Source organism: Tateyamaria sp. ANG-S1 (assembly GCF_000814025.1).
Lineage (GTDB): Bacteria > Pseudomonadota > Alphaproteobacteria > Rhodobacterales > Rhodobacteraceae > Tateyamaria.
The window spans coordinates 89,709-103,396 of record NZ_JWLL01000023.1 but is presented as its reverse complement, the minus strand read 5'-3'; the positions used below and the strand labels follow the sequence as shown (position 1 = coordinate 103,396).

Sequence of the window (13,688 nt, the reverse complement as noted above, 5' to 3'; positions counted from 1 at the left end):
CCCGTCGTGCCCGAGGTATACATCAGCAGCGCATGGTCCTCCGGTGCCACATCGGGCAGGTCCGCCCCCTGCCCCAACATCCCCGGCTCCACCACCGTCAACCGCTCCGGCGCAACGCACTCAATCGCCTCCCTCTGTCCCTCATGGACAAAAGCAAACCGCGCCCCGCTATGCTCCAACGCATAGCCAATCGCATCCGCCCCAGCGGCCAGATTGATCATCGTGGCGCGAAACCCACCGTACAGAGCCGCATAAAGCGCCACGACCCCGTCGCGCCCGTTGGGATGGACAATGGCCACACTCTCGCCTGCCGCCACGCCCAGACCAGCAAGGCCACAGGCCGCCGCCCGCGCCTCATCCCGCAGCGCGACCCACTCCAAAACCTCCCCCGTCTCAGGAAACACAACGGCCACACCGCCCGCCTCCGCACGCGCATCCAGCCAGTCCCGCACCATGCCCCTCGGCGGACGTTCCCGGTCCAGGGTCATTTCCCCGCAACGCCCCAGTAATCGGCAAAGATCTCGTCTACCGCCGGCTCATCCGCCGCAATCTCCCGCACGATCTTCGTGGTCTGCAGGAAATGCCGCCAATGCAGGTTGGTGTCGATGGAATTCCCACCCCACGCGCCACACCCCATGGACAGCGAAAAGGGCATCCCGTTTGTAAACGACCCACCCGTCGCAAAAGTATGCGCCTGATTCACGATCACCCGGCTCGTCGGCACCGCCCGCGCCAGCGCCATCGCACGGCCCTCATCAGCGGTATGAAGACCCACCGAATGCCCTGCCCCCTGATGCAACTGAATTTCGGTCGTGATCCGCACCGCATCGTCAAAATCCCGCGCGCGGTACACGCTCAGCACCCGGCTCAGCTTCTCCCCGGACAGGGGATGCTCCGGCCCGATCCCACTGGTCTCCACCGCCACAAACGTCGTCCCCTCGGGCACCTCACCAGCGAGGCCCAACGCCTCAACCATCGCCCCCGCATCCTGCGCAATCACGCGCGGGTTCAAATGCCCCTTCACCCAAAGGCGTTCCACCACCCGCGCCTCATCCGCAACCAACGCGCCCCCCACACGCGCCATCTCAGCCGCAAACGCATCGTAAATGGCATCGACCACCACAACCGCATTCTCCGACGAACAGGAGGTCGCATTGTCAAACGTCTTCGACGCCGCAATCTTCTCCGCCGCCGCCGCCAGATCCGCGGTCTCGTCCACGATGACGGCCACGTTCCCCGCCCCCACAGCCAGCGCAGGGGTGCCCGAGGTATAGGCGCGCCGCACATTGTTCTGACTGCCCGTCACCACAATCAGATCGGCAGCTTCCAACAGCCGCTGGGTACCCTCCTTCGACCCCCGCCCGGGGATCGTCTGCACCAGATGACGGTCGATCCCCAGCTTGTCGAACTCCGCATGGACATAGCCCAACAGCGCCTCACAGGTCGGCACCCCTTTGGGCGACGGGGACAGCACGATGGCGTTCCCGCACTTCAAAGCATTGATTATGTTGTTGGCAGGCGTCGCGCCGGGATTGGTCGACGGCACGACAGCGCCAATCACGCCCATAGGCCGCGCCACCTCGGTAATACCAGTGGCCGGATCATCACTGATCACCCCATGGGTCCGCACCCCCTTGATGTCCCGCATCAGCCCCAGCGTCTTGCGATGATTCTTGGTGATCTTGTCGGGCACATTGCCCAGCCCCGTCGTCTCCACCGCCAACTCGGCCAGATGCCGGTTGCGGCCGGGCTCCATGATGGCCCAGGCCGCCGCCTGCGCCGCCCGGTCATACAACGCTTGCGACCCCTCCCGCTCAAACGCGGCCTGCGCTTCACGCGCGCGCGCAACAATGGCATCCACCTCGGCTACGGGATCGTCAGACATCACATCTTCCTGAAACAAAATGGGATGCAACGCCCACCAACCGGGCGCTGCACATGTTGATTTAAAGACCTGCAAGCAACTCTTCCAGCGTCTCCTGCCGCGCGGCCCACATCCCGATCACCTCGTCGCGGGTCATGATCGCCATGGGCGACCCACCGGCCTCCATCCGCGATTGCACACGCTTGTTCTCGAACATGGTCGGCACCACCTCGGCCAGCCTGTCAATGACCTCTTGCGGGGTGCCCTTCGGCACCATCACACCGCGGAAGTTGACCGACGCATTGTCGATGTCAAACCCCTGCTCCTTCATCGTGGGCACATCAGGCAGGAACGCATTGCGCTCCAGGTCAAAGACCCCGAGGATCTTCACGTTGCCCGCCGCTTGCGCACGGAAGGCATCGGACAGGTTGTTGACGCCACCTAGAACCTCACCGGCAATCACGGCACGCATGGCCCCGGCCCCGCCCGCATTGTTGGGGATATAGGCCAGCTTCACACCCGCCGCCTTCTCAAGCTGAAGCGCCGCAATGTGATGTCCCACAAACAGCCCCGCGCCCGAGAATGTCAGCCCGCCCGGATTCTCCTTGGCATAGGCCACGACATCCGCCATCGAGTCAAAGTCGCTGTCGGCCCCCACCACAAACACGGCAGGGTCCGCGCCCCAGTTCGCAATGGGCTCAAAATCATCGGTGGAGTATGACACGCCCCCCTCGATCGACTGCGCGATGAAATGCGGCACATTGTACGCAGCCAGCGTGTAGCCATCGGCCTCCGCCTCGGTCGCAAACCAGTTCCAGCCGACGCGCCCCCCCGCACCGGGGCGGTTCAGAATGGCGATGGGCATCCCCAGCGCATCCTCGTTCCCGGCCGTCATGGTCACGATGCGCGCCTGAAAATCGGTGGCCCCCCCGGCGCCATAGCTGACCATCATCATGATGGGCCGCGCGGGATAACTGGCATGGCCATCGGCCAGCGCCGGTCCCGTCATTGCGGCGAGGGCAAGTGCCGCCCCTGCAATCCATTTTCTCATAGTATCCTCCCTAGGGTTAACTCTGCCGCTTCTGCGGTTCAGAATAAGATTTCACGTGGTGTGAAGACGTTGAGCAGCTGGGCAAACAGCCCATACATGACCAGCATGAAGCCCGCCGTGATGGCGACGCGCTTGGCCCATGTTTTCAGCTGCGAGTGCGGTGCCGGATCGTAGAGCGACACCAGAATGAAGAACGCAATGGTGGTCGCGGTGTAAAACCCCAGCGCCTTGGCCGCCCAGAACACATAGACCAGCGTGACCACCAGCCCCGGTGCCATGCGCAGCATCGCCTCTCCGCTGATCCCGTTGCCCACCTTGGTGCGGCCCAGCACGGCCTTGACGAATGTCCAGATCGCCAACACCGCAAAGACGGATGAGATCAGGCGCGGGAAAACATACGCCCCCGCAGGTTCCTGCGTATAGCTGATATAGGCGATGGTCACGCCCACCGCAGCGATGAGGCCAGAGGCGATGATATGCTGGCTGCGCGGCAGGCTCCTCATGACATCGCCTCCTCTTTGGCGACGGCGTCGTCCTTGGTGGTGTAGCGGCGCTGCGCGATCTCCATCCAGATCGAGTAACTGACCGATGCCAGCACGATCAGGATCAGCAGCCAGTTCAACCAACCGGTGAAGAAATAGCTGCCCATACCGACCGTCGCGTTGGCGATCATCGAACCCTGAATGAAATTCGCCTCGGCAATCGGCCCAAGGATCAGGCCCAGCACCAGCGGTGCCGCGGAAAAGCCAAAGCGCTCAAGGAAATACATCCCCACCCCAAGGCTCGCCATGACATAGACGTCGCCCATCGAGTTCTGCACCGAGTAACTGCCAAAGACGGCCAGCCCCAGCACCACCGCCGCCATCACCGCATGGGGCACCCGCGCGACCCGCGCTGCCAGCCCAGCGATATACAGGCCAAAGATACACATCAGGATCTGCCCGATCAGCATCGAGTCAATGAACGTCCACGCCACCTGCGGGTAGTTCATGAACAGGTCCGGCCCGGGAAAGATGCCATGGATCAGCAGCCCACCCAGCAACACCGCCGCCGTGGGCGATCCGGGGATCGACAGCGTGAGCAGCGGCACCAGCGACGGCCCCACCATCGCGTTGTTCGCACTCTCGGCTGCAATGACCCCCTCGCTGTGCCCGGTGCCAAACTTCTCACTCTCCCGGCTGAACTTCTTCGACTGGTCATAGGCCACCAGCCCCGCGATCTGCCCGCCCACACCCGGGATCAGCCCGATGATCGACCCCGTGATCGTTCCGATGAACAGCGCCGTCTTCCGCCGCAACACCTCGACGAAGGCCAGCCGGATCGGATGCCGCTTCACGCTGATGATCTCAGCATCATCGCTCGACCGCCCCTTGGTGAACATCGTGATCACCTGCGGAATGGCAAACAGACCGATCAAGGCGGGAATGACATTGATCCCCCCGCTGATCGACGGGTGAAAGATAAACCGCTGCGCGCCCATGATGTCGTCAAAGCCAATGGTCGCCAACCACAGCCCGATGCACCCGGCCAGCAGCCCCTTCACCACCGAACTGGAATCGAGCGTCCCAATAACGGTCACTCCCAGGATCGCCAGCCAGAACAGATGCGACGGCCCAAAGGCCAGCGCCCACTGCGCTAGCACTGGGGTCAAAAAGATCAGCAAGAAGACCCCAAAAATCCCGCCCACAGCCGACGCCAGAAACGAAAGCTGCAACGCCTTCGCCCCCTCCCCCTTCGTCGCCATCGTGTGCCCATCCAGCGTCGTCGCAATATTCGCCGGCGCGCCCGGAATCTTCAGCAGGATCGCACTCACCGCACCGCCCGCCACGGTCGAGGTATAGGCCGCCCCGAGCAGGATCAGCCCCTGCTGCGGCTCCAGCTGGAACGTAAACGGGATGAGCAGCGCCACCGCCATCGTCGGCGACAACCCCGGCGTCGCCCCCAGGATCAAGCCGCCAATGGTGCCCAGCAGCAGCAACCCGAAATTGATGGGCGTGAACACATCGCCCATGTAAAACAGGAAATCCAAAGCGCCCAATTCCTCCCAGCTCAGGCTTGACCGACTACGCTAAGCGATGAAAATAGTTTTGCAAATGTTTTCATAAAAGCGCGCGGTGAAGCCCCCAAATGACTGACAAATCAAAGAAAAAAGTCGATATTGTCACCGTGGCCAAAGCCGCCCGCGTCTCCGCCTCGACCGTCTCGCGCTATTTCAACCACCCCGACCTGCTGAAACCCGCCACGCGCAAGCGCATCGACACCGCCGTGCGCAAAACCGGCTACATCCGCAACCGCGCGGCGCAAACGATCCACGGCATCCGGTCCGGCACCATCGGCGTCCTGATCCCCACGCTCGACCACGCCATCTTTGCCGAGGTGGTGCAGACTTTCTCCGACACCGTGGCCGACGCAGGCTTCACCATCCTTCTCGCCTCCCACGGCTATGACCTGCAGCGCGAATACGCGATCCTGCGCAAGTTCCTCGAACACCGGGTCGACGGCGTGGTGCTCACCGGCCTCGACCATGACGAGGCGGTCTTCCAACTTCTCGACCAGCAACAGATCCCCTCGGTCCTGATCTGGAACTACGCCGCACATTCCCGCTACCCCTCCATCGGGGCCGACAACGAACTCGCGGGCCGCATGATCGCGGAACACGTCCTGTCGCTCGGCCACCGCCAGATCGCCTGCATGTTCCCGCCAACACAAGGCAACGACAGGGCCCAGGCCCGGCGAGAGATCGTCATGCGCACATTGGCTAAGGCGGGTGTCACAGTGCCGGACAAATGGTCACTGACGACAATCTACAGCATATCGGAGTCGAAAAAGGATGCGGAGACTTTGTTTTCCGAACAAAAGCGGCCAACTGCGCTGATTTGCGGAAATGATGTTCTGGCCTGCGGGGCGCTCTATGGCGCACATGCGACCGGACTGTCAGTGCCCAAAGATATTTCGATTGTGGGCATCGGTGATTTCAAAGGCTCGGCCGATATTGAGCCACCTCTGACGACCGTTAGACTGCCCGCCCGGCGGATCGGGCAAGAGGCGGGCAACGCCCTTTCTGCTGCAATCACGCATCCCGAGCTTGTCGACCGGCAAAGCGTGCATTGCGCACCCATCCTTGTAAAAAGGCGGTCGGCTGCAGCCTTAGCAGACCCTTGATCTTGCAAGGGCCAGACAAGCGATTGCATGTCCTATTTGGCAGGTTTTAGACCCACTATGACATGCGCAAACACTTTCGCCGTATCCTCCCACCTGGGCAAAATCTTGGACTGTTCCAGCGCCGATTGACCAAGTGCTTCGGCGGCTGATGGGTTTGATAGAAGCTGAGCCAGCGCATCAGCAAATGCAGCCGGGTCTTCCTTTGGGACAACAATCGCGCCATCCCCAACAGTGGTTGCAACTGCGCCGGCATCGCAGGTTACGATGGGCAAACCGAATAACATCGCTTCGCTCAGCACCATCCCATACCCCTCATACCGCGTTGCCAGCGCGAAAATTGAGGCCGAGTTCATGCGACTTATCAAAGTATCATCGTCAATCTCACCAGCAAACGTCACGCGCCGATCAAGTCCAAGTTCCGTACTCTGACGGCGCAGAGCTTCTGCATAGGCTGGATCATGGACCCCGCCCACAATCTCTGCGCGCCAAGGCAATTCCTGGATCAACGCCAGCGCGGACAGAAGAATGTCGTGCCCTTTCCGCGGAGCGATCAGCCCCACCGACAAGACTAGAGGAGTTTCTGCTATCTGGCGGGCAACTGGCGGTCGGTCAAAGCCGGGCGGCGCGCATGTTATCGAACCTGGTTTTGCTCCAAAGCGTTCGGTCAACACGCGCGAGGTCTCGGGACTTGGAGCGATAATGTGGTCGGCGCGCCTGATGGCTGCTGTCTCGTTCTGCAGCAAAAATGCGGCTCGGTCGTGCGATAAACCGGTTTCGAGACCGAGAGGGTGGTGGATCATTGCAATAACCGGGGCCTGTACAGCCGCCAAACCATCCGGATCGATTGCGCCAAACACCAGCCCATCCAGTATGATCGGTTGATCTGCAGGGACGGCCCGCAGCATATCCAGAGTTTGACGCATGTCGGTTGCCGTTGGATCGGGAAAACTGTCCGGCAACTGCAAATGTGCCGTCGGACATCCGATATCGTTCAACGCCTGAAGAACGCGGGCTTCATAAATGAAACCGCCCGTCCTGCGATCCTTGTCTCCGGGTATGGCAAAAACGGCTTTGGTCATGACAGTTGCTCACTCGCATATACCCGCAAAATCCGTCGTTCGATCATTGCAACGCAGGCATAAATCGCACTGGCCGCGAGCGCGATAACCGCGACACAAGACCAAAGCATATTGTAGTTTGACGTGCTGGCCGTCATCGCCATCAGCATGCCCAGCCCCTGCCCGGTCGCCAGCCACTCAACGGTTGTCACGGCCAACAGGGCCGCGGGTACGGCCATGCGTGCTGACGCGAAAAAAGCAGGCAACATTGCGGGCAACTGCGCCTTTATCAATGTCTGCCATTTGCTTGCTCCATAGGACCGGAAGAGTTCAACGATCTGTCCGGGCGTCTGGCGCAGGCCCTGTCCACACGCCACCAACGTTGGGAAAAAGATCATCACGGCCACAACAACGGTCGTTCCGACAATCCCGCGACCAAAGGCCAAAACCAAAAGAGGGGCTGTCGTTATGATCGGCACAGCACGAAGGGCAACGGCAACGGGCAACGCGACTTGTCCTAGTGATGGTGCCAGAATAAGCGCAGCCGCCAGCGCCGCGCCCAAGCCCAACCCCGCCAAGTAACCCGGTAGCGCACTGCCCAGCGTTTCGGACAATGCCGACAAAACAGTCGCGAGGTTTTCAGATTCAGCGAGAAAGACAAAAACGTCGCCCGGCCTTTTGGCGAAAAAGCGATTGAGACCCGACACATCCATTGAAATCTGCCAGATCGCCAGGACCGCCCCGACGATGAATGCCATTTCGGCAACACGCATCCACAGGTTTTGTGTAGGTTGCCCCTGTGGTGCAGACAGCAATATCACAGGCGTGTATCCGACCAGACGGCGTCCCAGCAGACCCAAAAGAGCATATGCCATCATCGCTATGCTTGCCGAGATGATCGCGAGCGCCCAGGTTGCTTCGGTCTCCAGCCCCCGCATGGCGCGCAAGGTGAGTACACCAAGGCCACGCTCGGCTCCGGTGAACTCTCCGATCATCGCACCGAGGAATGAGGCAGGTGCACTGATTTGCAGGCCAACGAACAGGTACGGCAGGCTGGCACGGGCTCTGACATATCGCAGTGTTGATAACGGGTGACGTCCGTAGACGGCCATAAAGTCAGTCCAGTTTTGCGACACGGCACGCAGCCCCACGAGCAGCGCCAGTAGAGTTGTGTAGTAAACCGCAAGAGCCGCGAGCGTGATCTGAGGCCCTTCCCCCGGCCCAAACAGAACACGCAAGATCGGACCACTGGCAATCAGGGGAATGCAAAACAACAAAAGCGCAAAAGCAGACAATAAACGCGCACTTTTCGGCACCACGATCATGATGACTGCCAACACAATCGCAGCAAGGTTGCCAAAGACAAAGCCAAGCCCGGCATTCACAGACGTTGCGAAAGCGGCACGTGTGTACAGGGCAAATTCACTTTGGATATGTTCGGCGATCTCACTTGGCCCAGCAATTAGAACGCTCCCTGGGACACCGCGCGCAGCGAACTCCCACGCGACCAAAAATAGACAAATCCCCAAGACGCGCACAAACCAGATCAACCGACCGCTCCGGTTTCCAGCGCTTCAAATATCCTGTCAGAGAGTTCCCGGAAGGTGTCACTGGCCCGGTATGCGCTGTCACGCGGAACGCCCGGCGCAGTGGCAATGTCAGCCAGAACAGAGGCCGGGCGATCTGACAGCACCAGTACGCGGTCTGATAGCAAGACCGCCTCTTCTACCGAGTGGGTCACAAGAGCGACGGTTGTCCCCCGATCACGCCACAGGGGCGGCAGGTCGGTATTGAGGCGCCGCCGTGTTATCGCGTCTACTGCCCCGAAGGGTTCGTCCAACAACAGTATCTCAGGCTGAGATACAAGGCTGCGCGCGATCGCGGCTCGCTGACGCATACCACCCGAAAGTTCTGCCGGACGGTGGTCTGCAAATCCACCCAGTCCGACAAGTTCAATCAGCGTATCAACATGATCGGACGGCTTTCGCGCGAGCTCAGCGCCAAGGGCGATGTTTGAGCGCACAGTGCGCCATGGCAGCAGGGATGGATCCTGAAACGCAACGGCCAGCGCGCCGCGCCGCGCGACCTGCGCGGGCACTTCGGACCCCAACCGCACCGTCCCTTCGTCCGGTCCCGTCAGACCTGCGATCAATCTAAGGACAGTGGATTTCCCGCAGCCTGACGGACCGACAAGCGCGGTCGTTTGACCGGCCTTGAAGGTGGCAGAGAACGCCTCAACCGCTGTCACACTGTCGAAGCGTTTCTTGACGTTTTCAAAGTGAATTTCAGGACCGACCATAGAATGGCAGCCGTCCATTCGCCTTAACCATGCACCTCTTCAAGCAACGAGCGGTCCCATAGATCCGGGCTGACATCCTGACCCAGAAGCGCCAGTGTCTCAACATTCGCTGCAATGGTTTCATCTGTGAACCAACCGAAGCCGTGCGCATCTGTCAGGTCCGTAAACATCAAAGGAACCTGACGCGCGGCTTGAAGCTTTTGCGCCTCCAGGTTCAGCCCTGCGTCTGGGAACATGTCAACGGCAAGTGCGGCTGCTGCATCTGTGTCAGCGACATAGTCATTCCAACCCATCACCTCTCCCTTCAGCAAAGCGACCAGATCAGCGCGACGATTGGCCAATGCGTCCTCGGTTGCGATGTAGGTCTGCGAATGCAGTGCATATCCATAGTCGGCCATCAACATGGTTGTGTTTTCCACGCCCTGCACCGTCATTGCGACTGGCAGATCAGTTTCCCAAGACAGCAAACAATCCACCTGCCCGCTGACCAACGGGGCCGGATCATATTGCGTCGGGACAATCTCTATTTCGTTGATGTCAATATCATTCAGGGTGCAAAGCGCTTGAAGCACTGGCGTATTGGCAACTGCCATACCGATGCGCTTACCCAAGAGGTCCTTGGGTGTATTCACCGGGTTCTTGGACAGGGATGCGATGGCAAACGGGTTTTTCTGCATCGCAACCGCAATGATCTTGAAGGGTGCCCCTTGCGAGACGGCAGATGCCGTATAGTCGGCAGCCGAAATGCCGACCAATGCCGCTCCGGAAACCACCGGCGGTTCAACAGGTGCATTTGGCCCGCCCTGGCTTAGCGAAACATCCAAACCCAAGTCGCTCCAATAGCCGTTTCGGGCCGCCAGATAGCTGCCGCCAAACTGAACGGAATGCAGCCAAGACAGCTGAAAGTTCACGGCTGTCGCACCAGCGGCAAGCGCAGGACCTCCAACAGCGCCCAAAGCCGCACCGGCGGCGCTGGTTTGCAGGAAAAAGCGGCGGGTCAGATGGGTAGGTTGGGTCATGAGGGGTTCACGTTCCTTTTGTGAGTGATGCAGGTTTCGAGAAGTTTGTGACGAACAGTATGCCAACTGCAGGCAGAACGGACAGCAAGAGGGCAATGCCGTAGCTTATGCTTGTAGCAATCCCTGCATCGGCCGACGCACCGAACACCGGAAACAGCAAACCCGCGGCACCTTCGCGCCACCCCCAGCCACCGACCGACAGTGGTATGAGCATGGCGCACAAGATCAACGGGATTACGGTGGCCCAGCCCTCGGGCGGGATGGTGACGCCAGCGGCACGGGCGCAGGCATAGAATGCTAGGATCAGGCTTGTTGTTGTAACAAACCCATGCAGCAAGACCGCCGGTGACCGCATCAATGCTATCGTACGCAGCAGAAAGCGACCGGTCGCCGTATTACGCATCATTGAAAGCGACGTCACGGCAGCGAGCAATACAAGGCCAACAAGAACGGCCAAGTCCACCCCGTTCCAAATCAGGTCATCCGGCCAAACGCGCGCGATGGCGAAGCCTGCAAACATCAACGAAAGCATCGCCAGTTGACCCAGCAAACGCTCGGCAACGACAGACTGAGCAGCGCTGCTGAAATCGACGCTTTGGCGCGCGCGCACCGCTCGAGTCATATCGCCAACGACGCCACCGGGCAGAACCGTGTTAATGAACTGACCCAGATAGTATTCGCGCAGAGCCGTCGTGAAACTCAGGCTTAGCCCAAATGCGCGGGCAGCACATTGCCAACGGTGGGACATTGAAAATGTCGCCATTGTCAAAGCGATCAGTGCAACAGCCATCCAGCCCGCGTCAAGAGACCTCAACCGAAGCAACACCTGCCCTGCATCGGCCCACCACAAAACTACCAACACGCAACCGACGGAGAAAGCGAGCCTGACCCAGAATGACATCATTTGGTGACGTCCCCGGCATACGGCGTGTTGGTGAACGCAAAAAGAAAGTCATCTCGAAAACTGTCCATCCGTCGCACAGGTCCGTCCGCCGCAGGGATCAACCCATCGGTCCAACCCCAATGCTCAATCCTTTGCAGAACGTCTGCCGGACCGATCATGTGAACAGCAACGTCCTTATTGTCGCTTCCTGCAACAAATTGGGCGGCTTGATGATCACCCGCAACGATGACCAGCGGCGCATCAGCAGCCAATCGCGCCACGTGATCAAAGGTGACTTCCAGAACGTAATCGACCGACCTGCGATACGCATCGCGCACAGCACCCCTATCCCGCCATAGGTCCTTCGGGGCTGGACCACGCTTGGCCATTTCGTCAAAGACCTGTCCGGTGCCGATATCCTCCCAAGGCACCACATCCGGGATCGGCGTCCACGGCGCATGCGAAGAGATCAGCGCAATTTGTATGAAGTCAGGCCGAGGGTCCGGAGGCAACAGTTCTGCATATGCGGCAAGTGTGTATTGATCAGGCATTGTCACCCAGCGAAACGGCTGTCCTTCGTACTTCATATCATCTGCCGCAAGGACAAGATCAAAGCCCATGGACAGACTTTCGGGCCATCCAATTGTAATGGCAGGCATCACCGCAGCCGTTCGGTAGCCTGCATCCTGTGCGAAGTGATACAGCCACTTGTGTCCGCTCGCGAGCATAGCCGAATAGCGGGCATTATCCGATGTCCATAATCCGCTTGCGAAAGCGCTATGTGCTAACCAGCTTTGGCCGCCTGCGGTCGGGGAGGTCATCCAGCCGCTTTTCATCGACATCCCGGCGCGTTCAATGGCCTGTTCGGCTGCGCTTAGCGTCGCCAAATGTGTCGGTGCATACAGAGGGTTGTCAAAGCTGGCGCGTCCGTAGCTTTCGATCCAGATAACGATGACATCCCGTCCGTCCAATGCATTGAGCAAACCGGCCGTATCGGCAATCGGATCACTCTTTGCCTCTTTTGTGAAGCGCACAAGCTCGGCAGCCGTTTCGCGCACCTTGATACCGCGTTTTAGCGTGTGGCGGGTTGTCCACGCGGTGCCCGGTGGGCTCTCTGTGAACTGCCAATATTGCAAGTGATGGCCAACATCAGCAGCAGCCCACCCCGCTGCGCCAAATGCGATCACCGCTGCACCCATACGCCCAACGTGCTTCGGCCTTATCCCACCCCACGCTTGGAGACTCTGTTGAAGAGCAAAGAACAAGAGAACGCATGCCAGCACCGCACCAATGGCGGCCAAAATGGACAGTACCGAACCGATACTATCTTGCATCAATGAAAAACCCGCACCGATCAAGAAGACATCAAAGACCGGGTTGAATGGCCGGTTAAAGGCAGTGAACATTCCAAAATCTGCCACCTTGATCAGAACGGCGACCACGAGCAGAAGCGCCAAACCGGCGCTGATCGCGCGGTTTCTTCCCACGGCAACCATCGTCAAAAGGAGGACCGGCAGTTCAAGCGGCCACCGGTTCAACGCGCTCCACTTCATCGTGCCCGGATGATTGGGGAGAACGAGAACAGCAAACAAGAGTACTGCCGCCAAACACAGAAACACTGCTCGCTTCATCCGGCCCGCCTTGCCAGCCAAACGATATCAACGACGAAAGACCACGTGAGTAGAAGCGCGGCTATATATGCGAACGCGCTCGACAGTCCGGTTGGCATCATTGGAAACGCGAGCAGGATAAGCGCTCCGATTTGCACGACGCAGATAGCCTTGCGCCTAAACGACTCGGGCAAAGGTGCGCGCAGAAAAGACCATTGGAAGGATGCAAGAACAAACGCATAGCGCATGAACCCCAGCACCAAGATCTCTGGGCCTGTGATGCCGTTGGTCCAGACCCAAAGTGACAAAACCGCCGCAAGGCCCGCGTCCGTCTCCATGTCAAAGCGGGCGCCGAAATCGGAGGCGAGGCCGGATCGCCGGGCCAACCACCCGTCCGCACCGTCCAATGCAAATGCAATGGCGGCCACGCCGAAGACAATCCAAGCCGATGCGCTGCCCGACACAACCGCGCCGACAAGAAAGGCGACGGCAGCGGCGCGACCCAGAGTGACTGCATTGCAAAGCCCAAATCGGTGAAACATGTAGCTCTGCGTGATGCCGTATCCGACAACGGTCACAATGACGGCGAAAACCAGCAAAGACGCTGCTGCGGTTCCAAACACATAAGCTGACGCAAGGCCAAGAAAACCTGCATAAACAATGGCAATTGACAGAAAGCGGAAAAGCACCGGGGGACGGGCCAGCAGCTGTGCGTTCATATAAGGCATGCTTCGTAACATCG

General features: G+C 59.6%; 14 protein-coding genes. 2 read left to right on the top strand and 12 right to left on the bottom strand.

Going from position 1 to position 13,688, the window contains the following annotated elements:
* The 5 genes from RA29_RS21560 to RA29_RS21540 form a co-directional block, all read right to left on the bottom strand.
* Positions 1-488, bottom strand: a 488-nt coding sequence (locus tag RA29_RS21560; protein ID WP_039689947.1) for a class I adenylate-forming enzyme family protein, incomplete at its 3' end; no start/stop codon positions are given.
* Positions 485-1,885, bottom strand: coding sequence for an aldehyde dehydrogenase family protein (locus tag RA29_RS21555; RefSeq protein ID WP_193743616.1), 1,401 nt, complete (start codon positions 1,883-1,885; stop codon positions 485-487). The genes RA29_RS21560 and RA29_RS21555, both read right to left, overlap by 4 nt.
* Before the next feature lie 61 nt (positions 1,886-1,946).
* Positions 1,947-2,915, bottom strand: a complete 969-nt coding sequence (locus RA29_RS21550) for a tripartite tricarboxylate transporter substrate binding protein (protein ID WP_039689945.1) — start codon at positions 2,913-2,915, stop codon at positions 1,947-1,949.
* A gap of 38 nt (positions 2,916-2,953) precedes the next feature.
* Positions 2,954-3,418, bottom strand: coding sequence for a tripartite tricarboxylate transporter TctB family protein (locus tag RA29_RS21545; protein ID WP_039689943.1), 465 nt, complete (start codon positions 3,416-3,418; stop codon positions 2,954-2,956).
* Entirely contained in the window at positions 3,415-4,944 is a 1,530-nt protein-coding gene (locus tag RA29_RS21540) for a tripartite tricarboxylate transporter permease (RefSeq protein WP_039690004.1), read from the bottom strand. The genes RA29_RS21545 and RA29_RS21540 overlap by 4 nt, the downstream gene beginning before the upstream one ends.
* 98 nt (positions 4,945-5,042) lie before the next feature.
* On the opposite strand from RA29_RS21540, the gene RA29_RS21535 reads away from it, so the two are divergent.
* Positions 5,043-6,077, top strand: coding sequence for a substrate-binding domain-containing protein (locus tag RA29_RS21535; RefSeq protein ID WP_039689942.1), 1,035 nt, complete (start codon positions 5,043-5,045; stop codon positions 6,075-6,077).
* A gap of 32 nt (positions 6,078-6,109) precedes the next feature.
* Here RA29_RS21535 and RA29_RS21530 read toward each other — a convergent pair whose 3' ends face one another.
* Genes RA29_RS21530 through RA29_RS21505 form a run of 6 tightly spaced genes read right to left on the bottom strand, consistent with a single transcriptional unit; the run spans position 6,110 to position 12,535 of the window.
* Positions 6,110-7,156, bottom strand: coding sequence for a glycosyltransferase family 4 protein (locus RA29_RS21530; protein ID WP_039689941.1), 1,047 nt, complete (start codon positions 7,154-7,156; stop codon positions 6,110-6,112).
* Complete coding sequence (locus RA29_RS21525) at positions 7,153-8,685, bottom strand: ABC transporter permease subunit (RefSeq protein WP_039689940.1); 1,533 nt, start codon at positions 8,683-8,685, stop codon at positions 7,153-7,155. The genes RA29_RS21530 and RA29_RS21525 overlap by 4 nt, the downstream gene beginning before the upstream one ends.
* Entirely contained in the window at positions 8,682-9,434 is a 753-nt protein-coding gene (locus tag RA29_RS21520; RefSeq protein ID WP_052249878.1) for an ABC transporter ATP-binding protein, read from the bottom strand. Before RA29_RS21520 ends, RA29_RS21525 begins: the two co-directional genes overlap by 4 nt.
* Positions 9,435-9,457: 23 nt before the next feature.
* Complete coding sequence (locus tag RA29_RS21515) at positions 9,458-10,453, bottom strand: ABC transporter substrate-binding protein (protein ID WP_152613114.1); 996 nt, start codon at positions 10,451-10,453, stop codon at positions 9,458-9,460.
* A gap of 7 nt (positions 10,454-10,460) precedes the next feature.
* The gene (locus RA29_RS21510) at positions 10,461-11,354 is read right to left on the bottom strand and encodes a lysylphosphatidylglycerol synthase transmembrane domain-containing protein (protein WP_241462694.1); all 894 of its coding nucleotides are present in this window, start codon (positions 11,352-11,354) and stop codon (positions 10,461-10,463) included.
* Positions 11,354-12,535: a sulfatase-like hydrolase/transferase gene (locus tag RA29_RS21505; RefSeq protein WP_241462692.1), complete on the bottom strand. Its 1,182-nt coding sequence runs from the start codon at positions 12,533-12,535 to the stop codon at positions 11,354-11,356. Before RA29_RS21505 ends, RA29_RS21510 begins: the two co-directional genes overlap by 1 nt.
* Positions 12,536-12,638: 103 nt before the next feature.
* Here RA29_RS21505 and RA29_RS23725 point away from each other — a divergent pair, with 103 nt between their 5' ends.
* Complete coding sequence (locus RA29_RS23725; RefSeq protein WP_241462691.1) at positions 12,639-12,902, top strand: hypothetical protein; 264 nt, start codon at positions 12,639-12,641, stop codon at positions 12,900-12,902.
* Between the two features lie 61 nt (positions 12,903-12,963).
* On the opposite strand, the gene RA29_RS21500 is transcribed toward RA29_RS23725, so the two are convergent.
* On the bottom strand, positions 12,964-13,665 hold the full coding sequence (locus RA29_RS21500) for a CDP-alcohol phosphatidyltransferase family protein (RefSeq protein ID WP_052249876.1): 702 nt from the start codon (positions 13,663-13,665) through the stop codon (positions 12,964-12,966).
* Positions 13,666-13,688 lie beyond the last annotated feature (23 nt).

Coding starts and splice junctions, on each gene's coding strand:
- RA29_RS21505 (WP_241462692.1), bottom strand. CDS start 12,535: ATGGGTGCAGCGGTGATCGCATTTGGCGCAGCGGGGTGGGCTGCTGCT.
- RA29_RS23725 (WP_241462691.1), top strand. CDS start 12,639: ATGGACAGTACCGAACCGATACTATCTTGCATCAATGAAAAACCCGCA.
- RA29_RS21535 (WP_039689942.1), top strand. CDS start 5,043: ATGACTGACAAATCAAAGAAAAAAGTCGATATTGTCACCGTGGCCAAA.
- RA29_RS21545 (WP_039689943.1), bottom strand. CDS start 3,418: ATGAGGAGCCTGCCGCGCAGCCAGCATATCATCGCCTCTGGCCTCATC.
- RA29_RS21530 (WP_039689941.1), bottom strand. CDS start 7,156: ATGACCAAAGCCGTTTTTGCCATACCCGGAGACAAGGATCGCAGGACG.
- RA29_RS21500 (WP_052249876.1), bottom strand. CDS start 13,665: ATGAACGCACAGCTGCTGGCCCGTCCCCCGGTGCTTTTCCGCTTTCTG.
- RA29_RS21550 (WP_039689945.1), bottom strand. CDS start 2,915: ATGAGAAAATGGATTGCAGGGGCGGCACTTGCCCTCGCCGCAATGACG.
- RA29_RS21510 (WP_241462694.1), bottom strand. CDS start 11,354: ATGTCATTCTGGGTCAGGCTCGCTTTCTCCGTCGGTTGCGTGTTGGTA.
- RA29_RS21515 (WP_152613114.1), bottom strand. CDS start 10,453: ATGACCCAACCTACCCATCTGACCCGCCGCTTTTTCCTGCAAACCAGC.
- RA29_RS21555 (WP_193743616.1), bottom strand. CDS start 1,885: ATGTCTGACGATCCCGTAGCCGAGGTGGATGCCATTGTTGCGCGCGCG.
- RA29_RS21520 (WP_052249878.1), bottom strand. CDS start 9,434: ATGGTCGGTCCTGAAATTCACTTTGAAAACGTCAAGAAACGCTTCGAC.